This window comes from uncultured Sphingopyxis sp. (assembly GCF_900078365.1).
In the GTDB taxonomy this organism is placed as follows: domain Bacteria; phylum Pseudomonadota; class Alphaproteobacteria; order Sphingomonadales; family Sphingomonadaceae; genus Sphingopyxis.
On the sequence record NZ_LT598653.1, the window covers coordinates 1780010 to 1804076 of the forward strand.

Sequence of the window (24067 nt, forward strand, 5' to 3'; positions counted from 1 at the left end):
TCTCCATTCGTGCGTCGTCGTTCGAGCGGACGCCTATTCTATTGGGACCGCCCTGCCAAATCCTTGCTGCCCGTTTCGGCGTAACTTTCACACCCTTTCCCGCGAACCCACAATTGATGCTATTCTGCATCGCCCTTTCGAAGAGAGTTGCCCGTGCTAGGATGCGCGCAATGAGCATGGACGAACCTTCGCTGGCGCGCTTGATGGCCGCATCGCAGCGGGGAGATCGCAGCGCCTATCGCGCCCTGCTCGCCGCTTGCCGCAAATGGCTCGAACGCTATTTTGCGCGCCGGATCGCGCCGCACCATATCGATGATCTCGTGCAGGAGACGCTGGTGTCGATGCACCGCAAGCTCGCGACCTGGGACAGCGGGCGGGCCTTCCTTCCCTGGCTCGCCGCGATTGCGCGCTATCGGTGGATCGACATGCTGCGCCGCCAACGCGACGAAGCCGAACTTGGCGATAATGACGCCGCGGTCGGAGCGGAGGACGAGGCGGTCCACGCCCGGCTCAGCATCGACCATCTGCTGGCGCTGCTGCCGCCGAAGCAGGCGCAGGCGATCACGCTGGTCAAGATCGAAGGTGCCTCTATTGCCGAGGCCTCGCGGATATCCGGACAGAGCGAGTCGCTCGTCAAGGTGAACATTCATCGCGGACTCAAGAAGCTCGCCGAACTAATTGAAAGCGAATGAGATGAAGGAGGCATCGATCGACGATCTGATCGACGAGCTGGCGGGTGATCTGGCGCCGGTTCGGCCGCGACGCATCGCGCGCGGATCGATGTGGGTCGCGGCCGGATGGGTGGCGGGCGCCGCGGCGCTGCTGCTGCTGTTCGGGCTGCGCCATGATCTGGCGGGGCGCGGAATGCCGCCGCTTTCGATGCTCGCCTTCTGGCTGACCGCGGCGACAGGTCTCGCCGCGACATGGAGCGCGCTGCGCATGGGGCTTCCGGGCGTCGGGCGCGACTATGGCGGCTGGCGTTGGGCGGTCGGCGCCTCGTTGTCACTGCCGCTCGCGGCCCTTGCCGTCTGCATCGCCGACGGCCACGCTGCGATGGAGGCTGCGCGTCATGACGTCGGCCTGGGTTGCCTCCTGAAAGGCTTGGCATCGGGCCTAGGCGTCGGCGGGGCGCTGTTTTTCTGGCTAAAGGCGGGCGCGCCAACATCGCCGACCCGTGCAGGCTGGGTCGTCGGCATCGCTGCGGGGGCTGCGGGTGCAACGATCGTCGCGCTCCATTGCGCAACCGACGACGTCGTTCATATCGCGCTCTGGCACGGCGCAGCGGTCCTGCTCTCAGCGATCGCCGGGCGGCTGATCCTGCCGCGCTTCCTGCGCTGGTAGGCGCGTCACGCCTCGCGGCGATCCGCTTCCTGCCGTCCCAGCCATTCCTCCCGATACCAGGCGACGAAGGCGGGGATTCCGACCGCGATCGGTGTGGTCGGCGCAAAGCCGAGATCGCGGCTGATGTCGTCGATGTCGGCTGATGTCTGATAGACGTCGCCGTCCTGCATCGGCAGCAGGTTGATCTCCGCCTTGCGGCCGCACGCTTCTTCAATAGCGTGGATCAGCGCGGTGAGCTGCTCCGAGCGATTGTTACCGATGTTGTACAGACGGTGCGGCGTCGTGAAACCTCCGGGTTTTTCCCGGTTGTTGTCTTCGGGGGGATGGTCGAGCGCCAGGACGACGCCGTTGACGATGTCGTCGATGAAGGTGAAATCGCGGAGCATGTCGCCGTGATTATAGACGTCGATCGGCCGGCCCTGCAGCACCGCTTCGGTGAATTTCCATACCGCCATGTCCGGCCGACCCCACGGACCATAGACGGTGAAGAAGCGCAGGCCGGTCTGGGGTATGCGGAAGAGATGCGCGTAGGTTTCGCTGAGCAGTTCGTCGGACCGCTTCGTCGCCGCGTAGAGCGAGATGGGGGTGTCGGCGCGGTCGGCGACGCGAAAGGGCGTGTCGGCGCGCATGCCGTAAACCGACGACGATGAGGCATAAACGAGATGCTCTATCTCCCTGTGACGCGCGAGTTCGAGAATGTTGACGTGTCCCGCGACATTCGAATGGATATAGGCACCCGGGTTTTCGAGCGAATAGCGGACGCCTGGCTGAGCGCCGAGATGGACGATCCGGTCGACCCTGCGGCCCGAAAGCGCATGCGCGAGCGCATTCGCATCGCCGAAGTCTACATCGATGAATGTGAACAATTCATCGTAGAGTGTCTCGAGATGCGCGACGCGTGCGCGCTTAAGATCGAGGGAGTAATAGGGAGTAAAATTATCGATCCCGACGACGGGTTCGTCGCGGCCGAGCAACGCCGCTGCGACGTGCATTCCAATGAACCCGGCGGCGCCGGTGATAAGCGTCGTCAAATCTCTTCCCCTTGTGGCCCTCTGGCCTTTGCAGCCAGTAGCAAGCTGAAGGGTCGATTCAAGGCCGACCGGCTTTGCTAGTTCGACAATTGGCTGAAAATCGTTGAAACTTGGTGAGCCCTCCTGAGTTCCGGACCTACGCCTGATTTTTCGACCTTTGGTCATGCTAAACGCAAATCAGTGTCATCCGGCAAATGATCCGCTAACCTTTCTTTTAGGAATCCGCTCGATCTGCGGTTTCGGCGATAACTGGGAGCGCGCTCTCATTTTTAGCGACGTACGTCGCAATGATCCCGGAACCGCCCATCCCCGCGCCGTCGGCGGCGAGCGCGACTGTCCGTTCGACGATTGCATTGCCGTTTTGGTTTCTCAAGATGATCGAGAGATGCGGCGACCCATCATCCATATTACGCGGATACCCGCTAATAACTCGTTTCCAGCCAGCGCGTGCTGATCTGCAATCATTGATTAATTTGCAGTCAGTGATTATTATCGGAGATGAGGAGGCCAGACGATGGCAAGTATGACAATCCGCAATATCGATGAAGCACTCAAGCGCCGACTGCGCATGCAGGCAGCCGAACATGGCCGGTCGATGGAAGAGGAAGCGCGCGATATCCTCCGCGCGGCCCTCTCGACCGAAGCATCTCGTTCAGCCAATATCGCCGCCTCGATCCGCGCGCGCTTTGCGCCGCTCGGCGGTGTCGACCTAGCCCTCGAACCGCGCGAGCCCATGCGCAACCCGGTCGATCTTTCTTGATCATTCTCGACACCAATGTGCTTTCCGAATGCTTGCGCCCGGCGCCCGAACCGCAAGTGCTCGACTGGGTCGCGCGACAGCCCGCCAATTTGCTGTTTCTCACTGCCATCACCGAAGCCGAGATTTTATACGGCATTGCCATTCTGGACAGCGGTTGCCGACGCGATGAACTTGCCCGGGCCGCGGCCGCGATGTTCGCGGAGGATTTCGGGGGGCGAATATTGGGTTTCGATACGGAGGCAGCGCCCGCTTATGCCGCCATCGCTGCCGAAAGGCGACGGAGCGGCTACCCGATCAGCCAGTTCGACTGCCAGATCGCCGCGATCGTAAAGGCGCACGGCGCTGCGCTAGCCACGCGAAACACCCGTGATTTTAAGGCGTGCGGGATCAAATTGATCGATCCGTGGCAAGGTGGTTGATCTATCCCCTTGCGCTTGAATGTCTTGAACAAGCAATGCGCCAATATTCTGCTCACTGCTCGCCCCCTCGAGGGCTGCCATATAAATCTTGCGTCGCTCAACCGGAATGACAGTCCGCGGATAGCCATGGTTGCCTTCCAATCCGTCGGATGGTTTTTAGGTTATCACGATGTATGGAATTTAGGTTATAATGGTGCTCGATTTTTAGGTTATCTCGTGTTTTACAGCGTTAACCTGTGACCCGGCCGATCACGAATGTCTCTAGAGATGGGCGGAGCTCCTTGCCGTAGCACGAGCCCGTCATTGAGCCGCCGCATCAACGCGGCGATCGCCCCATTGAGCTCCGCAAGACCATGGAACACCCGGTTGCGCAGCCGCCCGAATAGCCAGCACTCAACGATCCCGACACCCGACCCGGACATCATCATGAGGCCACGACCTCGAAAAGGACCATGACCCCGGTTCGGATCAACCATCAGGCTTGACAGAAACCAGCAATTAAAGGGCCGTTTGACACCCGAAAGGCGCAAATGGCTTCAGGCCGCGTTTGCGCGCGCCGTCACCTTTGCCAGCAGCTTGAATGCGGCGTCCGGATCGACCTCTACCATTCCCAGTAGCGTCCGGGCAGGCCCTTCAGGCATACGGCGTCCCTGCTCCCAATCGCGCAAGGTAGCGGCGCTGATATGCAGTTTTTCCGCAAAGGCGGCCTGCGACAATTTCACCTTGCCGCGAATCGCCTTGATGTCGGGACCGGCCGCAATCTTCCCCCGCGAGGCATCACCCTCTGCAAAGGCGATGGCGTCGTTGAGACCAGCCGCGATCTTGTCGAATGCTCCCTTGACCATAAATACCTCCTACAGTGTGCTCTTCAGGGTCTTTGTCAGGGCGGCCAGAGCATTGCGCTCGCCCTGCGATAGCGAAACCTTCTCCCCTTTGCCGAACACGGTCAGCAAGAAAGCGGGAACGTCCTCACCCGCGAAATAGGTGATGACACGATAGCCACCCGACTTGCCTTTGCCGGGCTTGGCGTAGCGAGCTTGCGGGCTCCACCACAACCGGGCATAATTTCCCCAGCCTGAGGATTGGCAGCGATCAGGTCGACAACCGCCGCGCGCTCATCATCCGACATGCCAGCATCGCGGCGGAGAGATAGGCACTGGTTTCGATCACCGTTTGCATAGAGAGAATATACGGCATTGCCGTATCCATTGCAATGGATGCATTGTCAGCCAGATGGAAATCGCTGAACGCTGTTCGCTCACACCGCCACCGGATATGCGCGCTTAGTTAGTTTTGACGATACCGCAATTGCGGTATCTGCCCGGCCTGGCGCCCATCGGCGCGGGCCTGCGAAACGAAAACTCCCTCAATTGCGACAGTTTCCCTGAATAGAGGGAAGGTCGGGCAAATTTGACCCTTGGAAACCGATCATCTGACCGACCACTTGTTACCTTGTATGTTACCTAGAAGCGGAGGGTGAAAACTTCGTCGCTCGCATCTCCCATAAAGCCATCAAATATCATGGTGTTATGGTGAGCCCTGCTGGGTTCGAACCAGCGACCTACTGATTAAAAGTCAGTTGCTCTACCGACTGAGCTAAGGGCCCATCCGGCGCCGGAAGATCGCGGCGCGCGAAGTGAGCCGTCGCCCTAGTGCGCACAGGCGCCCCGGTCAACCGGCTTCGGACGCGTCAGGCGCGCGGCGAGTTGGCGGATGCTGCGCCCGGTCAGCGGGTGCTGCCATTCGGGGGCAATTGCACGAAGCGGGCCGAGCACGAAGGCGCGCTCGACCATCGCGGGGTGAGGGATCGTCAGGGTCGCATCGGACCAGACGCCGCCCGACCAAAGCAATATATCGAGATCGAGCGTGCGCGCGCTCCAGCGCTGACCAGTGCGGCGGCCGAAGTTCGCTTCGATTTCCTGGAGGCGTTCGAGCATTTCGGGCGGACTGAGTTCCGACGCGACGAGGGCGACGGCGTTGGCGTAGCGCCGGCGCGACGGGCCCAGCGGCTCGCTCGCGATGATCGGGCTCGCATCGACCGCTTCAATGTCCTCACTTTCGAGCGCGGCGAGCGCGGCGAGCAGCACCGCGCGCGGATCGCCGTGGCGCGCGTGGCGACGGTTCGATCCGAGGCCGATGGCGTAAAGAGGGAGCGGCATTGCGTTGCTCATGCCCCCGCGCCTATCGCAGGCGCATGGAAATTGACAGCCCATTGCCCGGTACCGAGCCACCGCGTGATTGCCCGCGTTGCCCGCGTCTCGTCGCGTTGCGGCGCGAATGCCAGACCGAGCATCCGGGTTGGTGGAACGCGCCGGTCCACGCCTTCGGCGATCCCGATGCCTGGCTGGCGTTCGCGGGGCTGGCGCCGGGCAAGCATGGCGCGAACCGCACCGGGCGGCCGTTCACCGGCGACTATGCCGGAGACCTTTTGTTCGCGACGCTCGCCGAATTCGGGCTGAGCCGGGGACGATATGAGGCGCGGATCGACGACGGGCTGACGCTCGACGGCGCGATCATCGTCAACAGCGTCAAATGCCTGCCGCCGCAGAACAAACCGATCCCGTCTGAGATCGCGAACTGCCGGCCCTTTTTCGAGCGCCAGCTGGCGGCCCTGCCGAAGGTGCGGGTAATCATCGCGCTCGGGCGGATCGCCCACGATGCGGCGCTCCGCGCGGCGGGCGAGCGTCTGGCCGTGCATCGCTTCGCGCATGGCGCGGTCCACGCGCTGCCCGACGGACGGCATCTGGTCGATTGCTATCATTGTTCGCGCTACAACACGAACACCGGGCGGCTGACGGCGGAGATGTTCGCCGACGTCTTTCGCACCGCGATCGCGATCAGGGATCAGACGAGCGGGCCGAATTCCTCAACCAGCCCGCGGTAAAGCACGCGCTTGAACGGAACGATCAGCTTCTCGATCTCGTTCAGCTCGGCCCATTTCCACGCCCGGAACTCCTGATGATCGGTGTGGATGTTGACGTCGCTGTCCTCGCCCATGAAACGCATCAGGAACCAGTGCTGGCGCTGCCCGCGATATTTGCCGCCCCACATCTTGCCGATCAGATGGTCGGGCAGGTCGTAGAAATATTCCTCGCGGCTGCGCGCGATGATCTCGACCAGCCCGCCATGGACGCCGGTTTCCTCGCCGAGCTCGCGGATCGCCGCCGTCTCGGCGTCCTCGCCGTCGTCGATGCCGCCTTGCGGCATCTGCCACGCCTCGCTCGAGGTATCGAGTCGCTGGCCGACGAAGACGCGGCCAGCGCGATTGGCGAGCATCACGCCCGCGCAAGGGCGATAGGGAAGTTTGCTATGGTCGATCATCGCGCCCCGGTAGCTTCGGCGACGATCGCCTTCAATACCGTCAATGCACCGCGAATATCTTCGCGCGCGCTCGGAATGGCCTGCGACAGGTTGATATAGCCGTGGATATTGCCCTTCGCCTCGCGATAGGTCGTGGGAACGCCCGCTTGGATCAGCTTCGCGGCATAGGCGCGCCCCTGATCGCGCAAAGGGTCGAGGCCCGCGGTGATGAGCAAGGCCGGCGGCAGGCCTTCCGCTGGGAAATCGAGCGGCGAGGCGCGATAGTCGGCGGGATCGGCCGCATAATGATTGCCGAACCAGGTCATGCTGCCCTGCGTCAGAAGGTGGCCCTCGCCGAAATCGCGATAGCTTTGCCAGTCGTCGTGCGTCGTGACGGCGGGATAGATGGGGTGGATCGCGACGACCGGTTTCGACGCCGGCTTGTCGCGGAGCGTCAGCGCAGTGGCGATGGTGAGGTTGCCGCCGGCGCTTTCGCCCGACAGAACGAGCCCGGTGCAGGGAATATGGTCGGCGACCCAGCGCGCCGCGGCCTCGCAATCCTCCGGCGCGGCGGGGAAGGGGTGTTCGGGCGCGAGGCGGTAGTCGACCGCGATCACCGGCATGTCGAGCTGGCGCGCCGCCTCGGCGCAATAGGGATCGTGGGTGTCGAGGTCGCCGATCACCCAGCCGCCGCCGTGAAAGAAGACCATCACCGGCCCCGTCTCGCGGCCCGGATGGCTATCATAGATTCGGATCGCAATGTCGCCGGCGGGTCCAGGAATCGTGCGATCTTCGACCTTCGCGATGTCGCCGCGCGGAACGTCGGCGAGCTGGCCCATCACCCGGAACATCTCGCGCGCGCCTTCCGGCGGCAACTCCTCCATCTTCGGCCCTTCCTGCGCGTTCAGGAAGGCAAGGAAAGCTGCCACGTCGGGGCGCGCCTGCTGGGTGGTGCCGTCGGTCATTCGCATCTCTCCCTGATCGATATTTCGTCCTGCTATTCGGTATCGGCGGGGCAAATTCAATCCCGAAATGAAACTCACCTGTGCTTCACCCTTTGCGGCGCACAATTTTTTCTCAATTGCGGCTTAGGGCGCAGAGGCCTACGCCCATGTCACAGGTTCGCAAGATTTGAGGCAGAGGAAAAAATGGCGACAGCGGTAGAGGACCGGGCCGACGGCGAGCGGCAGTCCCCCCTTTCGGATGCGGTGGTAGTCAGATTCGCCGGCGACAGCGGTGACGGGATGCAGCTGACCGGCGGACAATTTACCTTGTCGTCGGCGCTCGCGGGTAATGATTTCGCGACCTTCCCCGACTTTCCGGCCGAGATTCGCGCGCCGCAGGGCACTTTGTTCGGCGTCTCGGCCTTTCAGATCAATTTCGGGTCGTCGGCGATCGACACCGCGGGCGACGCGCCCGACGTGCTCGTCGCGATGAACCCCGCGGCACTCAAGACCAATGTGCCGCAGCTGAAGCCGGGCGGGCTGATCATCGCCGACGAGGGCGAGTTCAACGACCGCAATCTCGCCAAGGCGAAGTACGACGCCAACCCGCTCGAGGACGGCAGCCTCGCCAAATGGCAGCTTCTGAAGCTCAACATCAGCCAGCTCACCATGGACGCGGTGAAGCCCTTCGGCCTCGGCAACAAGGAGGCGCTGCGCTGCAAGAATATGTGGACGCTGGGACTCGCGCTCTGGATGTTCGACCGCGACCGCCAGCCGCTCGTCGACTGGCTCAACGCGAAATTCGCGAAGGCGCCCGATCTCGCGGCGGCGAATGTCGCGGCGCTCAACGCGGGGCATGCCTATGGCGAGACCGCCGAGCTCGCGGGCCCACTCAAGCAGCATCATGTCGATCCCGCGCCCGCGGCGCCGGGCCTCTATCGCACGCTGACCGGCGCCGAGGGCATCGCGCTCGGGCTCGTGGCGGGCGCGCAGCTTGCGAAGCTGCCGATGTTCTTCGGCGGCTATCCGATCACGCCGGCGTCGGCGATCCTCCATCATCTGTCGCGGCTCAAGGAATATGACGTCACGACCTTCCAGGCCGAGGACGAGATTGCGGCCATCTGCTCGGCGATCGGCGCGAGCTATGGCGGCTCGCTCGGCGTCACTTCGTCGTCGGGCCCCGGCATCGCGTTGAAAGGCGAGGCGATGGGCCTGGCGATCATGACCGAGTTGCCGCTCGTCATCGTCAATTCGCAGCGCGGCGGTCCCTCGACCGGGCTGCCGACCAAGACCGAACAGTCCGACCTCTATCAGGCCGTCTACGGCCGCAACGGCGACGCGCCTATGCCCGTCGTCGCCGCGCGGTCGCCTGGTGACGCGTTCGAATGCGCGATCGAGGCGTGCCGCATCGCGGTGCAATATATGACACCGGTGATGTTGCTCACCGACGGCTATATCGCGAACGCGGCCGAACCGTGGGCGGTGCCCGATCTCACGACCTATGAAGCCTTCCCGGTCGAGTTCCTGACCGAAGTGCCCGAGGGCGGCTTCAAACCCTATGGTCGCGACGAAAAGCTCGCGCGGCCGTGGGTCAAGCCGGGCACGCCGGGCTTGCTCCACCGCATCGGCGGGATCGAGAAGGAAGTCGATACCGGCCACATCAACTATGCGCCGGGCAATCACCAGGCGATGACCGACATTCGCAAGGCCAAGATCGACGGCGTCAAGGTGCCCGACCAGGTCGTCGACCTCGGCGCGCCGAGGGCGGCAAGCTCGCGGTGGTCGGCTGGGGCTCGACCTTCGGCCCGATCCATCAGGCGGTGCGCCGCAAGCGCGCCGAAGGGGCGGACGTCAGCCATATCCATATCCGCCATATCTGGCCGCTGCCCGCTAATCTCGGCGAACTTTTGAAGAGCTATGACAGGGTGATCGTGCCCGAAATGAACACGGGGCAATTGAAGACCGTGCTGCGCGATCAATATCTCGTCGATGCGAAACCGGTGAACAAGGTGTCGGGTCAGCCCTTCACCATCGCTGAAATCGAGGCTGCGATCGAGGAGGGGGTGGGGTGAGCAAGGCCGCCCTGATAGTTATCGACGTTCAGCGGGGTATGTTCGCTTTTCCCGACCAGCCGCCGCACGATGGCGAGGCAGTGCTGTCGCGGATTGCCAGCCTCGTGGCGCGCGCTCGCGAAACATCGACGCCGCTGATCTTCGTCCAGCATGACGGCGGCGCGGGCCACCCGCTCGAAAAGCCGAACGAAGGTTGGGGTGTGCACCCGGGAACGGGCTATCGCGAGGGCGATGCGGTGGTCGAAAAGCGTAATCCTGACGCCTTTCAGAATACCGACCTGCAAGAACGCCTCGCGGATCTGGACGTCTCCACGCTCGTCCTGACGGGGATGATGACGGAATATTGCGTGGATACGACCTGCCGCCGCGCTTTTTCGCTGGGGTATGATGTCGTTTTGGCAAGCGACGCTCATACGACATTCTCGAAGCCCGGCCTCGCCGGCGATATGATCGTGCGGCATCATAATGAGATTCTCGGCAACGGTTTTGCAAAGATCGAGACCGCGGCGGATATTGAATTCAAGCAGTACGAGGCGCTCCAATGAACGAAATGACCACCATCGCGCGCACGACGACGCTCAAGGATTGGGAGACCGATCAGGAAGTCCGCTGGTGCCCCGGCTGCGGCGACTATGCGATCCTGAAAGCGGTGCAGCGCACTATGCCGGACATCGGCACCGCGCCCGAAAATACCGTGTTCATCAGTGGTATCGGCTGCTCGTCGCGCTTTCCCTATTATATGGAAACCTATGGCTTCCACACGATCCACGGCCGTGCGCCGGCGTTCGCGACGGGGTTGAAGCTCGCTAATCCCGATCTCGACATCTGGATCGTCACCGGCGACGGCGACGGGCTGTCGATCGGCGGTAACCACACGATGCACCTGATCCGCCGCAATCTCGATTGCCAGATCATGTTGTTCAACAATGAGATCTATGGCCTTACGAAAGGACAATATTCGCCGACGAGCCGCGTCGGGACGACCAGCCCATCGACGCCCTATGGCTCGATCGATCGTCCGGCCCAGCCTGCGGCCTTCGCATTGGGGGCAGGGGCGCGTTTCGTCGCACGCGGCTTCGACGTGTCGAAGGAACTGCCCAATGTGCTGAAAGCGGCGCATGCGCACAAGGGCGCGGCCTTTATCGAGATTTTCCAGAACTGTATCGTCTATAATAAAGACGTGTTCGAGGATTTTGCGGCACCCAAGGGGGCCGAGGACCGCCAGCTCTGGCTGAAAGAGGGCGAACCGATGCTCTATGCCAAGGGCACCAAGGGCATCGCGCTCGATGCCGAGGCGCTGCACCTCAAGACCGTTGACGTCATCGACGGCGACTGGGAAGCGGCGGGCGTGATCGTCCATGACGTCACCAACCGCAGCGTCGCACACATGCTCGTCGAAATGCGCTTCGGCGAGTTCCCGATGGCCTTGGGCGTTCTTTACGACGATCCGCGCCCGACCTTCGAAGCTGACGTCGTTCGCCAGAACAAGGCGGCGGCCGAGGGCAAGAAAGCGGACTTGCAGGGGCTGCTCAAGAAGGGACAGACTTGGACGGTGACCGAGGGCGGGCCGCAACTCTGATCTTCCACCGACATGGATAATCTGACCCACAGCCTCGTCGGTGCTCTGCTGGGCCAGATGGGGCTCAAGGAGAAGACCGGGCTGGCGATGCCGACGCTGATCATCGCGGCGAACCTGCCCGATATCGACGCCGGCTGCGCGATCTATGGGATCGAGTCGCTGTCGATGCGGCGCGGGATCACGCACGGGCCGATCGCGCTCGTCCTGCTGCCGATCCTGCTGTGGGCGCTGATGCTCGCTTTCGACCGCTGGCAGGGGCGGCGGGGCAAGCGTCCGGCGGGGCGGTCGCCGATTCACAAAGGTTGGCTGCTCGCGCTCGCCTATATCGGCTGTCTCAGCCATCCGGCGCTCGACTGGCTCAACAATTACGGCATCCGCCTGCTTGAACCGTTCAGCCATCGCTGGTTCTATGGCGACAGCATCTTCATCATCGACCTGTGGATATGGATCGCGCTCGGCTTGTCGGTCTGGCTGTCGCTCCGCCGCGAGCGGGGCGGGACGACGCACTGGCAACCCCCCGCGTGGATCGGCTTCACGGTCGTGTGCGCCTATATCTTCGCCAACGGCCTGATCACCGGTGCCGCCGAACGCATGGCGTCGAGCGCGCTCGAGGCGGGCGGGCGCAAGGATGCGCTCGTCGTCGCGAGCCCGCCGCCGCTGGCGTTCTGGAAGCGCGACATCTTCTGGCGCACCGCCGATCGCTATGGCACCGCGAGTTTCGTGCCCGGCATCGGCGGCCACGTCGATTTGACCGGCAGCCCGACGGGCATGGACGATCCGCGCCTCGCGACCTGGGTGAAGGCCGATCCCGCGGCGCGCGCCTTCCTGTTCTGGTCGCGGATGCCGGTGGCGCAAAAGGACGGCGACGCGATCCTGCTGCGCGACCAGCGTTTCATGCACCCGCTCGCGCAGGAGCGCTTTCAGGTGCGGCTGACCGCGCCCGATACGGCCAGTTATCCCGAATGATCCTGCGCGCGTGGCGTCAGGGCGGCGCGCGTTTCAACCGATTGTCAGCGCGGTGCGTTTGGGGCAGGAAGGTGACAATGAACACGCATGTCAGCCCACGCCGCGGCAAGGAACTGCTCCGCGCCGATCGCGCCTATCGCGCGGGAGGCGGCATGGCGCGGCTCATCGCGCTGGCGCCCGCGCGTCTTTTCCACCGCCTGCTCGACCGCATCGATGCGGGGCTGATGCTCGGCACGATCGAGGGTCATTTGCCTGATGGCAGCGTGCGGCTGCTCGGCGGGCGCGGCAAGGGCCCCACCGCGATTGTCCACCTTCACGACTGGACGGCGCTCGCGCGTCTCGCGCTGTCGGGCTCGGTCGGCTGGTATCGGGCGTGGGAAGCGCAGGAGTGGTCGTCGCCCGATCCGGTGCCGCTGTTCGACTTGTTCATGCGCAATGGCGAGGCGCTGGGCAACGCCGGGCGGGCACGCGGGCCGTGGCGCTGGCTCAACCGCGCGATTCATGCGCTGAACCGCAACGACCGTCGCGGGGCCCGGCGAAACATCCACGCCCATTATGATTTGGGCAATGATTTCTATCGCTTGTGGCTCGACGATGCGATGAATTATTCGAGCGCACTGTTCGCCGATCCGGGCCAGTCGCTCGAGGCGGCGCAGGCGGCGAAGATCGATGCGATCCTCGACCGGCTCGACCTGCGTTCGGGGAGCCGGCTGCTTGAAATCGGTTGCGGCTGGGGCGCGCTCGCCGAACGGGCGGTCGAACGCCACGACGTGCTCTACACCGGCGTCACCCTGTCGCCCGCACAAGCCGAAATCGCCGATGCGCGGCTCCATGCGGTCGATCTGTCGGGGCGTTCGCGGATCGAACTGTGCGACTATCGCGATGCGCAGGGCCCCTATGACGCGATCGCCAGCGTCGAGATGGTCGAGGCGGTGGGCGAGGCCTATTGGCCCGCCTATCTCGACGCGATCGCGCGGCTGCTGCGTCCGGGCGGCAAGGCGGCGATCCAGTATATCTCGATCGACGATGCGCTGTTCGAGCGTTACGCGGCGAGCAGCGACTTCATTCAGGCCTATATCTTTCCGGGCGGCTGCCTGATCTCGGAAAGTCGCTTTCGCGCGCTGGCCGAGGCGAGAGGGCTCGCATGGCGCGACGTGCGCCGCTTCGGCGGGGACTATGCCGAGACGCTGCGCCAGTGGCGCGAACGCTTCGACGCGGCGGTCGCCGCCGAACGGCTCCCGCCGGGGTTCGACGAACGCTTCGTCCGGCTCTGGCGCTATTATCTGCAATATTGCGAGGGTGGCTTTCGCGGCGGCGGGATCGACGTCGCGCAGGTCACGCTCGAAAAGACGGCCTGAAAACAGGGGAGAGAGGCATATGCGAAGATTATGGGCGGCGGTGCTGCTGAGCACCGCGGCGGCGGGGTGCAGCGCGCCCGCGACCACCCAAGCCACCGATCAACTGTCAAAGGATCTGCCAAAGGATTTGAATGTGCTGTTCTGGACCCAGGATCAACGCGACGCTGCCTTCCGCACGATGGAGACGGTTCCGAAGGTCGTCGTCAATGCGATCGAAGCGGGCGATGCCGTCTATCCGCTGCCGCAGGGCAAGCCGCTCGACCTCGGTATCGATGTCGACGCCCATATGGCGAAGCAGCGCAACGCGGGGCTGATCATCGTTCAGGACGGGAAGATCCGGCTCGAGAAATATGCGCTCGGCTATGGCGCCTCGGGGCGCTGGACGAGTTTTTCGGTCGCAAAGAGTTTCACCTCGACGCTTGTCGGCGCGGCTGTGAAGGACGGCTATATCAAGAGCCTCGATGACAAGGTTACGACGTATATCCCAGGACTTAGGGGGTCGGCCTATGATGATGTCTCGGTAAAGCAGCTGCTGACGATGACCTCGGGGGTCAAATGGAACGAGGATTATACCGATCCCAAATCCGACGTCGCGCAGTTCAACCTGCAAAAGCCCGTCGCGGGCGAGGACATAACGGTCAGCTATATGAAGACCTTGCCGCGCGAAGCACCCGCCGGGTCGAAGTGGGTGTACAAGACCGGCGAGACCAATCTGATCGGCGTGCTCGTGTCGAGCGCGACGGGCAAGACGCTGTCGCAATATCTGTCCGAAAAGATCTGGAAGCCGTTCGGCATGGAGCAGGATGCGGTGTGGATGCTCGGGCCGACGGGGCACGAGATCAGCGGCTGCTGCATGTCGGCGAGCCTCAAGGATTATGCGCGCTTCGGGCAATTTATCCTGAACGGCGGCGTCGCGGGCGGCCAGAAGGTGCTGCCCGACGACTGGCTCGCCTCGGCGACGACGAAGCAGGCGGGGATCGACGTTCCGGGCCGCGGCTACGGCTATCAATGGTGGACGAACGACGACGGCAGCTTCGCCGCGCAGGGAATCTTCGGGCAGGGCATCTTCATCGATCCCGAGCGCAAGCTGGTGATCGCGTCGAACGGCAACTGGCCGACCGCGACCGACCCCGAAGGCGTCGGCGCGGCGCGCGAAGCCTTCTACAAGAGCGTCCAGGCGGCGGTGGACAGGGAAGCCAAATAGGCAAAACGAGCGTCGCCCCCGCGAAGGCGGGGGCCGCTGGCAGCCCTGCGCCACGCCGACAGCGGCCCCCGCCTTCGCGGGGGCGACGAGCTTTTATTCGGCGACAATACTCGCAGCGCGCTGCGCCAGCCACGCCGCGAACAGCGGCACGGCCACCCCGACGGCCATGATCCACCAGCTGTCGGCGAGGGTGACGGCGCGATAGAGCGCGGCGCCGATGACGGCGCCCGCGACAATCCAGCCCGGGCCGGTGCCCGCCGACACGCGCATTGCGAGCCAGCCGCCGGCGAAGGTGCCGACGAACCAGCCGACGACGAGCGCGATCGTCGATCCGAGAGGGATCAGGATTTCGCCGGTGTCTGGATCATAAACGTCGGGAGAAATCTCGCTGCCGGCATATTGCGCCAGCCAGATCAGCCCGAAAGCGACGACGATGCCGATCACGGCGGCGATCGCCGATCGCAAAACTGTTTTGGTCATTATTCCCGCGCCCTCGCAAACCCTCTTATGCGAATATCTTAGCGCAGGAAAACGAAGATGGCTTCAAGCTTTTTTCATGACCTTGGGTAGTGCGTGGAACGCGGTGCTGTCGAAGCCCTCGACCATTAGCTGCGCGACATATTCGCCGACCGCTGCCGGATCCTTGATGCTCTGCGGATCCTCGCCGGGATAGGCGCGCGCGCGCATCTGGGTGCGGGTGCCGCCGGGATCGAGGATCGCGGTGCGCACGCCCGAGATATTGCGCATTTCGGCGCCATAGCTCATCACCAGCGTCTCGAACGCCGCCTTCGACGCGGCATAGGCGCCCCAATAGGCCCTCGGCTCGCGCGCGACGCCGCTCGACAGCGCAAGCAGGCGGCCATTCGCGGCGCGGCGCAGCAATGGATCGAAATTGGCGATCAGCGCCTGCTGCGCGATCAAATTGAGCGTCAGCGTCTTGTTGAATTCCTTGCCGTCGATCGCCGCGACGGGGGTCAGCGTGCCGAGCATCGCAGCGTTGAGCACGAGCATGTCGAGCTGCTGCCAGCGTTCGGCCATCGCGCTCGCGAGCCGCGCGATGCTGTCGCCGTCGGTGAGGTCGAGCGGTGCGATCGTCGCGCTGCCGCCCGCGTCATGGATGCGATCCTCGAGTTCCTCGAGCCCGCCCGCGGTGCGTGCGGTGATCACGACATGCGCGCCGCGCGCCGCGAGCGATTCCGCGATCGCCTCACCGATCCCGCGGCTTGCCCCGGTGACGAGCGCGACCTGGCCCGCCAGTTCTTCAGGCTTGGTGATCATTGCGTCAGACAACCCGTTCGGCAAGCAGCGAAAACTGATCTTCCAATCCATGCTCGTCGAAATCGGTCAGCGTGGTCGGATAGTCGCCGGTGAAGCAGGCGTCGCAATATTGCGGCGCGTCATGCTTGCGGTCGGCCTCGCCGAGCGCGCGATAGAGGCCGTCGATCGTCAGGAAGGCGAGGCTGTCGGCGTTGATGAAATTCGCCATCTGACCGACCGTCATCTGCGCCGCGAGCAATTTCGCACGTTCCGGCGTATCCACGCCGTAGAAGCAGCTGTGCTGGGTCGGCGGGCTCGCGATCCGCATATGCACTTCGGCGGCGCCGGCATCGCGCATCATCTGCACGATCTTGAGGCTCGTCGTGCCGCGCACGATCGAATCGTCGATCAGCACGATGCGCTTGCCCGCGATCAGCGCGCGGTTGGCATTGTGCTTCAATTTGACGCCGAGGTGGCGGACCTTGTCGCCCGGCTGGATGAAGGTGCGGCCGACATAGTGCGAGCGGATGATGCCGAGCTCGAACGGAATGCCCGATTCCTGCGCATAGCCGATCGCCGCGGGCGTGCCCGAATCGGGCACCGGGATGACAAGGTCGGCATCGACCGGATTTTCGCGCGCCAGTTCGGCGCCGATCGCCTTGCGCACCGAATAGACGCTCGTCCCGTCGACGATCGAGTCGGGACGCGAGAAATAGACATATTCGAAGATGCACGGACGCGCCGACTGCTCGGCGAAGGGGCGGTGCGAGGTGAGTTGGCCGTCGCGGACGATGACGAGCTCGCCCGGCTCGACCGAGCGCACGAATTCCGCCCCGACGACATCGAGCGCGACGGTCTCGGAGGCGAGGATATGCGCGTCGCCGAGCTTGCCGATCACGAGCGGGCGGATGCCAAGCGGGTCGCGGCAGCCGATCATGCCCTCTGCGGTCAGGCAGATCAGCGAATAGGCGCCCTCGACCTGCTTCAGCGCATCGATGAAGCGGTCGAGCAGCGAGCGATAGTTCGACGTCGCGACGAGGTGGATGATCACCTCGGTATCGCTCGTCGACTGGAAGATCGAACCGCGGCGGACGAGCACCTTGCGCAGCGCCGCGGCGTTCGAGATATTGCCATTGTGCGCGACCGCGAAACCGCCGGTCGCAAGGTCGGCGAAGAGCGGCTGGACGTTGCGCAGCGCGGTCTCGCCCGTCGTCGAATAGCGGACATGGCCGATCGCCGACGCACCGTCCAGCTGGCGGATGATCTCGTCGCGGTCGAAATTGCCCGCGACATGGCCCATCGCGCGGTGGGTGTGGAAATCCTTGCCGTCAAAGGCGGTGATGCCCGCGGCTTCCTGTCCACGGTGCTGCAGGGCGTGCAGTCCCAGCGCGACAACCGCGGCGGCGCTGTCGGCGCCATGGATACCAAATACGCCGCACTCCTCACGGAGCTTGTCGTCGTCGAAAGGATGGGTCGTCAGCATGTCATTCCAGGGTCGGGGCCAGGGGCAGGGGGGCAGTGACTGCGGCGCATATAGGGACGGCAATCGCAAATGTCGCCCCCCTAATCACGCATTTGTAACATGGGGCGCGACGGACGGGGTGGCAGCGGCTTCAATCCTGCTCTAGAGCGCCTTTCATGGATGATCAGCGCGACACGACCGACCGATTTCTTCCGCGTTTCGACGCCGCGGGCCTGGTGACCGCGGTCGTCACCGACGCCGACAGCCACATCCTGCTGATGGTCGCGCATATGAACGAAGAGGCGATCGCCAAAACGCGCGAGACCGGGCAGGCGCATTTCTGGTCGCGCTCGCGCGCTGCGCTGTGGCGCAAGGGCGAAACCTCGGGCAACGGGCTGACGCTCGTCGAGATGCGCGTCGATTGCGATCAGGACGCGCTGCTGCTGCGCGTGAGGCCCGCGGGGCCGGCCTGCCACACCGGGCGCCGCTCCTGCTTCTATCGCCGCATCGAGCCCGACGGCACGCTGAGCTTTCTGGCGGACGATGCGCAAGGCTGACGCTCTTCTGGCGCTGGCGGCGCTGCTACTTGGGGGGTGCGAGCGGCCCGAACCCGACGCCAAGGGGATCGACGCCGGCAATCCACTGGAGGTCGCGGCGCGCGAGCGCGGCGTCCGCGGTGCGTATGCGTACGCCATGGCGCGCGAGCGCGGCGTCGTTCGTCCCGAAGCGGATTCGCCCGTCGGTGTGTTCGAGCGCCGGCACGACCTCGGCCGTGACGCGATGTGCGTCGTTCCCGACGGCGCCGGGAAATGGCGCTTCGCTGTCACCGCTTCCTTCGGAACGACGCTGTCCTGCCTTGCGACTGGAACGATGGCGCGCGAGGGCGACAGGTGGCGGATGCGCTTTGCCGGGGCGGAGGGCTGCGAGGCGTTGGTGCATGAGGAAGAGGATGAATTGCGCCTGCCCGGGCGGCTGCCGCCGCAATGCGCGCGCCTCTGCCCGAGCCGCGCCTCGCTGTCGGGTTTGCGCCTGCCGCGCGCGAGTTGGTCGGCCGACGATGCGAGGGGCTTGCGGATCACCGACCGAAGCGGCAATATGACACGTCCCTGCGCGGGTTGAACCGCCCGGCAATCGCGCGATCCGGCGCTATTGACGTTCACGTCAACGGAAACTAGTTTCTCCGGCATGACCGAAGCCTACGGCCACGCCCATATCGATACGCCCGATCATCTGGGGCGCGAGCAATTCAGCATCACCGACTTGTCGACCGAGTTCGGGGTCACCGCCCGCGCGCTGCGCTTCTATGAGGACGAAGGGCTGATCAGCCCGTCGCGCAAGGGCCTGTCGCGCATCTATTCGAAGCGCGACCGCGCGCGGCTCGCGTGGATCTTGCGCGCGAAGCGCACCGGGTTCAGCCTCGCCGACATTCGTGAGATGATCGACCTTTACGACGTCGGCGACGGCCGCAAATTGCAGCGGCAGGTGACGATCGAGAAATGCGAGGAGCGCATCGCGCTGCTCCGTCGCCAGCGCGACGATATTGACAGCGCTGTAGATGAGCTGTCACGCTTCATCGAAACGGTGAAGAAGGTCGACGCGGGCCAATAGGCCGATCCGCCGGCGACTCTCGGCCTCTCCCCGGGCAAAGACATAGCAGAACCGCTTTTCAGAAGGATTTCCTATGCCCGTCTATCGCGCTCCCGTGCAGGATACGCTTTTCCTCCTCAACGACGTGCTCGGCGTCGAACGCTATGCGAACCTTCCCGGCTTCGCCAACGCGACTCCCGACATGATCGAGGCGGTGCTCACCGAGGCGGGCAAGTTCTGCGAGGAGGTGCTGTTCCCGATCAACCAGTCGGGCGACCTCGAAGGCTGCACGCGGCACGACGACGGCAGCGTCACGACGCCGAAGGGTTTCAAGGAAGCCTATAAGGCCTATTGCGATGCGGGCTGGACGCTCCTCACTCAACCCGAGGAATTCGGCGGACAGGGGCTGCCGCACGTCATCGGATTTCCGGCCGAGGAATATCGCATGGCGGCGAACCAGGCCTTCGCCATGTATCCGGGGCTGACGCAGGGCGCGATCGCTGCCATCCTTGCCAAGGGCTCGGAAGAACAGAAGCAGCTTTACGTTCCCAAAATGGTGTCGGGCGAATGGGGCGGGACGATGAACCTGACCGAGCCGCATTGCGGCACCGACCTCGGCCTTATCCGCACGCGCGCGGTGCCGAACGGCGACGGCAGCTATGCCGTCACGGGGACGAAGATCTTCATCTCGTCGGGCGAGCATGATCTCACCGACAATATCGTCCACCTCGTTCTCGCCAAGACCCCCGACGCTCCCGACAGCGTCAAGGGCATCTCGCTCTTCATCGTGCCGAAATTCCTCGTGAACGACGATGGCTCGCTCGGCGAACGGAACAGCCTGTCGTGCGGTTCGATCGAGCACAAGATGGGCATCCACGCCAATTCGACCTGCGTGATGAATTACGACGGCGCCAAGGGCTGGATGGTCGGCGAGGAGAATAAGGGGCTCGCTGCGATGTTCATCATGATGAACGCCGCGCGCCTCGGCGTCGGCATCCAGGGGCTGGGGCAGGCGGACATCGCCTTCCAGAACGCCGTCCAATATGCGCAGGACCGCCGCCAGGGCCGCGCGCTGACCGGACCCAAGGACCCGCAGGAAAAGGCCGATCCGCTGTTCGTCCATCCCGACGTGCGCCGCATGCTGATGGATGCCAAGGCGACCGTCGAAGGGCTGCGCGCACTCTGCGTCTGGGGGGCGCTTCAGGTCGACCTGGCGCACCTCGCCGAAAGCGAGGAGGAACGTCAGCAGGCCGACGATCTCGTCAGCCTCCTCACTCCGGTGATCAAGGGCTATGGCACCGACAAGGGCTATGAGGTCGCGACCAATGCGCAGCAGGTGTTCGGCGGCCACGGCTACATCGAAGAGCAAGGCATGAGCCAATATGTCCGCGATGCCCGCATCACGATGATCTACGAAGGCGCGAACGGCGTGCAGGCGATGGACCTCGTCGGCCGCAAGCTCGCGCAGAATGGCGGACGCGCGATTCAGGCCTTCTTCGCCATCGTCGACGCCGAATGCGCCGCAGCGAAGGACAAGCCGGCATTGGCCGATTTTGCCGCCCGTCTCGAAAAGGCGAATGGCGAGCTCAAGGCCGCGACGATGTGGTTCATGCAGAACGGCATGACAAACCCCGACAATGTGGGCGCGGGCGCGCATCATTATATGCACATCACCGGCATCGTCGCATTGGGCCTGATGTGGCTGCGCATGGCCGAGGCGGCGCAGGCGGCGCTGGGCGAAGGGCGCGGCAACAAGGCGTTCCTCGAAGCCAAGATCGTCACCGCGCGCCATTTCGGCGAGCGTTTCCTGCCCGACGCGGGATCGCTGCGCCGCAAGATCGAAGCGGGCAGCGAAGCGATGATGGCGCTCACCCCCGAGCAATTCTTCGCTGCCTGATTTTCCCCTTGCAACCATCGCCGCCATCATGCGTGGTGGCAGCGATGGGGACCGAAGTCGCACCGATAGTCGTCGCAGGCCGCAATTGCTGGCGGATCGAGCGCGCCGACAAGGCGCGGATGATCGTCGACGCCGCCGACTATTACGCGCTGCTCGAACGGCTGATGGCCGATGCGAAAGAGCGCATCCTGCTCATCGGCTGGGACTTCGATCCGCGCATCGCGCTGAAGCCCGACAGGGAAGGCAAGGGTGAGCCGCTCGGCGACTATCTGCTGCGGCTCGCGCACGAAAAGCCCGATCGCGACATCGACATATTGCGCTGGAATTTCGGCGGGCTCAAACAGTTTGCGGTGCCGCGCATCCTGTCGATGGTCGCGCGCTGGAAACTGACGCGCGCAATCAGCTTCCGCCTCGATAGCGCCCATCCGCTGGGGTGCAGCCATCACCAGAAGGTCGCGGTGTTCGACGACCATCTCGCCGTGTGCGGCGGGATCGACGTCGGCGCGCGCCGCTGGGATACGCGGGGTCACAAGGACGGCGACCCGCATCGCACCGCGCCCGACGGCAAAGCCTATATGCCGTGGCACGACAGCACGATGATCTTGGCGGGGCCGGTCGGCAACGCGCTCGCCGACCTCGGTAATGAACGCTGGCAGCGCGCGACAAAAAAGCCGCTCCGCGATCTGACGGGCAAGGGCGAGAATTGGCCCGACGATCTGGAGTCCGATTTCGAGCGCGTTGACGTCGCCATTTCGCGCACGCGCGCCGAATATGACGGTTTCGAGGAAATCCGCGAGATCGAGCAGCTATATCTCGACATGATCGCGGCCGCGAAACGCTTCGTCTATTTCGAAAATCAATATTTCACCTGCGGCAAGATCGCCGCCGCGATTGCCGAGCGGCTGGACGAGGAGGACCCGCCCGAATTCGTGATGGTGATGCCCGAAACCGCCGATGGCTGGCTCGAGCAGATGGCGATGGACGCCGCGCGCGTCGGGCTCGTCCGCGAAATCGCGAAGGCGAAACATGGCGACCGGCTGAAAATCTATTATCCGCGCACGGTGAAGGGCGATCCCATCTATGTCCATGCCAAGACCGCGGTGGTCGACGACCGGCTGCTGCGCGTCGGTTCCGCCAATATGAACAATCGTTCGATGGGGCTCGACAGCGAATGCGACGTGACGATCGACGCCGCCTTGCCGGCGAACGCCGGCGTCGAAGGGGTGATCCGGCGCCTGCGCGAATCGCTGATTGCCGAGCATCTGGGCGTCGATCCGGCCGAGGTCGGCGGCCGCTTCGAGGCCACAGGATCGCTGATCGCGACGATCGAGGCGCTGCGCGGCAAGGGGCGTTCGCTCGAACTGCTCGATCTCGTCAAGCCGGGCCCGTTCGACGAATTCATTGCTGAAAACGAACTGCTCGATCCGACGAGCCCCGACGACATGTTCGAAAGCCTGACCGAGCGCGGGCTCAGGAAGAGCTGGCATCGCGGCCGCGACTGGATGCGGCGGCACCGGCCTTTCCGGCGAAAGACCTAGTCGGCTAGCGACAGGATATGATGCGCCTGCTTGAGGTGCGGCGCGTCGACCATCTTGCCGTCGACCTGGAGCACGCCGACCCCCGGGTTGGCCGCGAAGGCATCGACGATCGCGTGCGCGCGCGCGACTTCTTCGGCCGAGGGCGTGAAGGCGGCGTTGATCGGACCGACCTGCGACGGATGGATCGCCATCATGCCGGTAAAGCCGTCGCGCCGCGCACGGGCCGCATAGGCGGCGAGACCGGCTTCGTCCTTGATCGCGGGGAATACGGTGTCGATCGCGGCAGTGCTCGCGCCATGCGCCGCGAACAGGGTCAGCGCGCGCGCGACCTCATAGGGTGAGGTGTAGCTGCCGTCCTCGTGCCGGCTGGTCGTCGCACCGATCGCTGCGGGCAGATCCTCCGCGCCCCAGGTCAGGCCGAGCAGGCGATCCTTGACGTCGCGGTAGCTGCCGAGTGTGAAGAGCGCGGCAGGCGTTTCGGTTGCGATGGGCAGGATCGCGGGCAGCGACGCTTCGGGCGCGGATTCGCTGCGCAATATGGTGTCGAGTTGCAGGATGCTCGGCGCGCCTTCGGCCTTGGGCAGCATGATCGCGTCGGGGCGGCCGCCGATGATCGCGGCGACGTCGGCGGCGGTCATATGCCCATCGAGCGGATTGACGCGCACCAATGTGATGACCTCCCGCTCGCCCGAAAGATAGTCGGCGACCGCGCTGCGCGCCGCTTCCTTGTTTGCGAGCGCGACCGAATCCTCGAGGTCGAGGATGATCGCATCGGCGCCCGACGCCGCGGCCTTGGCAAAGCGTTCGGGCCGGTCGCCGGGGACGAAGAGGAGGGAGCGGAGGCGCATCAGGCGTCCTTCTTCTTGATCAGCGCGGAGCGTTCGCACTGGCAGACGATTTCATCGCGCTGGTTGATCGCGCGGTGGAGGAAGGTGACGATACCCGCATTCGGCCGCGATTTCGATTCCTTCAGGCCGATGATCTCGCTCGTCGCGCGCAGGGTGTCGCCGATGAACACCGGCTTCGGCATCACCAGCCTGTCGTAGCCGAGGTTGGCGACGAGCGTGCCGAGCGTCGTGTCGCCGACGGACAGCCCGACCATCAGGCTGAAGGTGAAGGTGCCGTTGACGAGGATCTGCCCGAACTCCGAAGCCTTCGCCGCCTCGATGTCGAGGTGGAGTGGCTGCGGATTGTGCGTCATCGTGGTGAAGAGCAGATTGTCGGTCTCGGTGACGGTGCGGCGGATGTCGTGCGCCAGCGTGTCGCCGATAGCCCATTCGTCGAAAAATCTGCCTGCCATTTCTTATCTCCGTTTGCCCTGAGCTTGTCGAAGGGCTGCTCTTGTCTTTGCG

Annotated in this window: 27 protein-coding genes, 1 tRNA gene and 1 pseudogene; 16 read left to right on the plus strand and 13 right to left on the minus strand. The window is 64.2% G+C overall.

The window, feature by feature from the left end; all coding sequences use genetic code 11:
• Positions 1 to 170 precede the first annotated feature (170 nt).
• Together QZL87_RS08125 and QZL87_RS08130 are read left to right on the plus strand one after the other, a co-directional pair.
• Entirely contained in the window at positions 171 to 692 is a 522-nt protein-coding gene (locus QZL87_RS08125; protein WP_295326180.1) for a sigma-70 family RNA polymerase sigma factor, read from the plus strand.
• A 1-nt stretch (position 693) separates the two neighbouring features.
• Positions 694 to 1341: a DUF1109 domain-containing protein gene (locus QZL87_RS08130; protein WP_295326183.1), complete on the plus strand. Its 648-nt coding sequence runs from the start codon at positions 694 to 696 to the stop codon at positions 1339 to 1341.
• Between the two features lie 5 nt (positions 1342 to 1346).
• Here QZL87_RS08130 and QZL87_RS08135 read toward each other — a convergent pair whose 3' ends face one another.
• Together QZL87_RS08135 and QZL87_RS08140 are read right to left on the minus strand one after the other, a co-directional pair.
• Entirely contained in the window at positions 1347 to 2372 is a 1026-nt protein-coding gene (locus QZL87_RS08135) for an NAD-dependent epimerase/dehydratase family protein (RefSeq protein WP_295326791.1), read from the minus strand.
• A 214-nt stretch (positions 2373 to 2586) separates the two neighbouring features.
• The gene (locus QZL87_RS08140; protein ID WP_295326186.1) at positions 2587 to 2778 is read right to left on the minus strand and encodes a hypothetical protein; all 192 of its coding nucleotides are present in this window, start codon (positions 2776 to 2778) and stop codon (positions 2587 to 2589) included.
• A gap of 108 nt (positions 2779 to 2886) precedes the next feature.
• Here QZL87_RS08140 and QZL87_RS08145 point away from each other — a divergent pair, with 108 nt between their 5' ends.
• Positions 2887 to 3132 carry a hypothetical protein gene (locus QZL87_RS08145; RefSeq protein WP_295326189.1) on the plus strand — a complete coding sequence of 82 codons (246 nt, stop codon included), beginning with the start codon at positions 2887 to 2889 and terminating at the stop codon, positions 3130 to 3132.
• Positions 3129 to 3551: a type II toxin-antitoxin system VapC family toxin gene (locus tag QZL87_RS08150; RefSeq protein ID WP_295326191.1), complete on the plus strand. Its 423-nt coding sequence runs from the start codon at positions 3129 to 3131 to the stop codon at positions 3549 to 3551. The genes QZL87_RS08145 and QZL87_RS08150 overlap by 4 nt, the downstream gene beginning before the upstream one ends.
• 536 nt (positions 3552 to 4087) lie before the next feature.
• On the opposite strand, the gene QZL87_RS08155 is transcribed toward QZL87_RS08150, so the two are convergent.
• The 4 genes from QZL87_RS08155 to folK all read right to left on the minus strand — a co-directional run bounded on the left by QZL87_RS08155 (position 4088) and on the right by folK (position 5722).
• Positions 4088 to 4396 (minus strand): helix-turn-helix domain-containing protein, encoded by a 309-nt coding sequence (locus QZL87_RS08155; protein WP_295326194.1) that lies wholly within the window; start codon positions 4394 to 4396, stop codon positions 4088 to 4090.
• Positions 4397 to 4405: 9 nt separating this feature from the next.
• Positions 4406 to 4606 (minus strand): type II toxin-antitoxin system RelE/ParE family toxin, encoded by a 201-nt coding sequence (locus QZL87_RS08160; RefSeq protein WP_295326197.1) that lies wholly within the window; start codon positions 4604 to 4606, stop codon positions 4406 to 4408.
• Positions 4607 to 5081: 475 nt separating this feature from the next.
• A tRNA-Lys gene (locus tag QZL87_RS08165) sits at positions 5082 to 5157 on the minus strand.
• A gap of 43 nt (positions 5158 to 5200) precedes the next feature.
• Entirely contained in the window at positions 5201 to 5722 is a 522-nt protein-coding gene (gene folK, locus QZL87_RS08170) for a 2-amino-4-hydroxy-6-hydroxymethyldihydropteridine diphosphokinase (RefSeq protein WP_295326199.1), read from the minus strand.
• Positions 5723 to 5745: 23 nt separating this feature from the next.
• Here folK and QZL87_RS08175 point away from each other — a divergent pair, with 23 nt between their 5' ends.
• Positions 5746 to 6435, plus strand: coding sequence for a uracil-DNA glycosylase (locus QZL87_RS08175; protein ID WP_295326201.1), 690 nt, complete (start codon positions 5746 to 5748; stop codon positions 6433 to 6435).
• On the opposite strand, the gene QZL87_RS08180 is transcribed toward QZL87_RS08175, so the two are convergent.
• Positions 6396 to 6872, minus strand: a complete 477-nt coding sequence (locus QZL87_RS08180; RefSeq protein WP_295326204.1) for an RNA pyrophosphohydrolase — start codon at positions 6870 to 6872, stop codon at positions 6396 to 6398. The two genes, QZL87_RS08175 and QZL87_RS08180, sit on opposite strands and share 40 nt — an antisense overlap.
• Positions 6869 to 7816 carry an alpha/beta hydrolase gene (locus tag QZL87_RS08185; protein ID WP_295326206.1) on the minus strand — a complete coding sequence of 316 codons (948 nt, stop codon included), beginning with the start codon at positions 7814 to 7816 and terminating at the stop codon, positions 6869 to 6871. Before QZL87_RS08185 ends, QZL87_RS08180 begins: the two co-directional genes overlap by 4 nt.
• A 183-nt stretch (positions 7817 to 7999) precedes the next feature.
• On the opposite strand from QZL87_RS08185, the pseudogene QZL87_RS08190 reads away from it, so the two are divergent.
• From QZL87_RS08190 to QZL87_RS08215, 6 genes and pseudogenes are all read left to right on the plus strand, one after another.
• Positions 8000 to 9867, plus strand: a pseudogene (locus QZL87_RS08190) (2-oxoacid:acceptor oxidoreductase subunit alpha).
• The gene (locus QZL87_RS08195; protein WP_295326209.1) at positions 9864 to 10412 is read left to right on the plus strand and encodes a cysteine hydrolase family protein; all 549 of its coding nucleotides are present in this window, start codon (positions 9864 to 9866) and stop codon (positions 10410 to 10412) included. The pseudogene QZL87_RS08190 and the gene QZL87_RS08195 overlap by 4 nt, the downstream one beginning before the upstream one ends.
• On the plus strand, positions 10409 to 11446 hold the full coding sequence (locus QZL87_RS08200) for a 2-oxoacid:ferredoxin oxidoreductase subunit beta (RefSeq protein ID WP_295326211.1): 1038 nt from the start codon (positions 10409 to 10411) through the stop codon (positions 11444 to 11446). The genes QZL87_RS08195 and QZL87_RS08200 overlap by 4 nt, the downstream gene beginning before the upstream one ends.
• A gap of 12 nt (positions 11447 to 11458) precedes the next feature.
• The gene (locus tag QZL87_RS08205; RefSeq protein WP_295326214.1) at positions 11459 to 12412 is read left to right on the plus strand and encodes a metal-dependent hydrolase; all 954 of its coding nucleotides are present in this window, start codon (positions 11459 to 11461) and stop codon (positions 12410 to 12412) included.
• A 77-nt stretch (positions 12413 to 12489) separates the two neighbouring features.
• A complete protein-coding gene (locus QZL87_RS08210; protein WP_295326216.1) occupies positions 12490 to 13770 on the plus strand; it encodes a cyclopropane-fatty-acyl-phospholipid synthase family protein in 1281 nt (426 codons plus the stop codon).
• A gap of 19 nt (positions 13771 to 13789) precedes the next feature.
• Positions 13790 to 14974 (plus strand): serine hydrolase domain-containing protein, encoded by a 1185-nt coding sequence (locus QZL87_RS08215; protein WP_295326218.1) that lies wholly within the window; start codon positions 13790 to 13792, stop codon positions 14972 to 14974.
• Between the two features lie 93 nt (positions 14975 to 15067).
• Here QZL87_RS08215 and QZL87_RS08220 read toward each other — a convergent pair whose 3' ends face one another.
• The 3 genes from QZL87_RS08220 to purF all read right to left on the minus strand — a co-directional run bounded on the left by QZL87_RS08220 (position 15068) and on the right by purF (position 17714).
• Positions 15068 to 15454, minus strand: a complete 387-nt coding sequence (locus tag QZL87_RS08220) for a hypothetical protein (protein WP_295326221.1) — start codon at positions 15452 to 15454, stop codon at positions 15068 to 15070.
• 63 nt (positions 15455 to 15517) lie between these two features.
• A complete protein-coding gene (locus tag QZL87_RS08225) occupies positions 15518 to 16252 on the minus strand; it encodes an SDR family NAD(P)-dependent oxidoreductase (protein ID WP_295326223.1) in 735 nt (244 codons plus the stop codon).
• Between the two features lie 4 nt (positions 16253 to 16256).
• Positions 16257 to 17714 (minus strand): amidophosphoribosyltransferase, encoded by a 1458-nt coding sequence (gene purF / locus QZL87_RS08230; protein ID WP_294029313.1) that lies wholly within the window; start codon positions 17712 to 17714, stop codon positions 16257 to 16259.
• 155 nt (positions 17715 to 17869) lie between these two features.
• On the opposite strand from purF, the gene hisI reads away from it, so the two are divergent.
• From hisI to QZL87_RS08255, 5 genes are all read left to right on the plus strand, one after another.
• The gene (gene hisI / locus QZL87_RS08235) at positions 17870 to 18250 is read left to right on the plus strand and encodes a phosphoribosyl-AMP cyclohydrolase (protein WP_295326226.1); all 381 of its coding nucleotides are present in this window, start codon (positions 17870 to 17872) and stop codon (positions 18248 to 18250) included.
• Entirely contained in the window at positions 18237 to 18812 is a 576-nt protein-coding gene (locus tag QZL87_RS08240; RefSeq protein WP_295326228.1) for a hypothetical protein, read from the plus strand. Before hisI ends, QZL87_RS08240 begins: the two co-directional genes overlap by 14 nt.
• Positions 18813 to 18878: 66 nt before the next feature.
• A complete protein-coding gene (locus QZL87_RS08245) occupies positions 18879 to 19301 on the plus strand; it encodes a MerR family DNA-binding transcriptional regulator (RefSeq protein WP_295326230.1) in 423 nt (140 codons plus the stop codon).
• A 73-nt stretch (positions 19302 to 19374) separates the two neighbouring features.
• Positions 19375 to 21177: an acyl-CoA dehydrogenase C-terminal domain-containing protein gene (locus QZL87_RS08250; protein WP_295326232.1), complete on the plus strand. Its 1803-nt coding sequence runs from the start codon at positions 19375 to 19377 to the stop codon at positions 21175 to 21177.
• 44 nt (positions 21178 to 21221) lie between these two features.
• Positions 21222 to 22715: a phospholipase D-like domain-containing protein gene (locus tag QZL87_RS08255; protein ID WP_295326234.1), complete on the plus strand. Its 1494-nt coding sequence runs from the start codon at positions 21222 to 21224 to the stop codon at positions 22713 to 22715.
• On the opposite strand, the gene QZL87_RS08260 is transcribed toward QZL87_RS08255, so the two are convergent.
• The gene (locus tag QZL87_RS08260; RefSeq protein WP_295326236.1) at positions 22712 to 23563 is read right to left on the minus strand and encodes a CoA ester lyase; all 852 of its coding nucleotides are present in this window, start codon (positions 23561 to 23563) and stop codon (positions 22712 to 22714) included. The two genes, QZL87_RS08255 and QZL87_RS08260, sit on opposite strands and share 4 nt — an antisense overlap.
• Entirely contained in the window at positions 23563 to 24015 is a 453-nt protein-coding gene (locus QZL87_RS08265) for a MaoC family dehydratase (RefSeq protein ID WP_295326238.1), read from the minus strand. Before QZL87_RS08265 ends, QZL87_RS08260 begins: the two co-directional genes overlap by 1 nt.
• Positions 24016 to 24067: the final 52 nt, after the last annotated feature.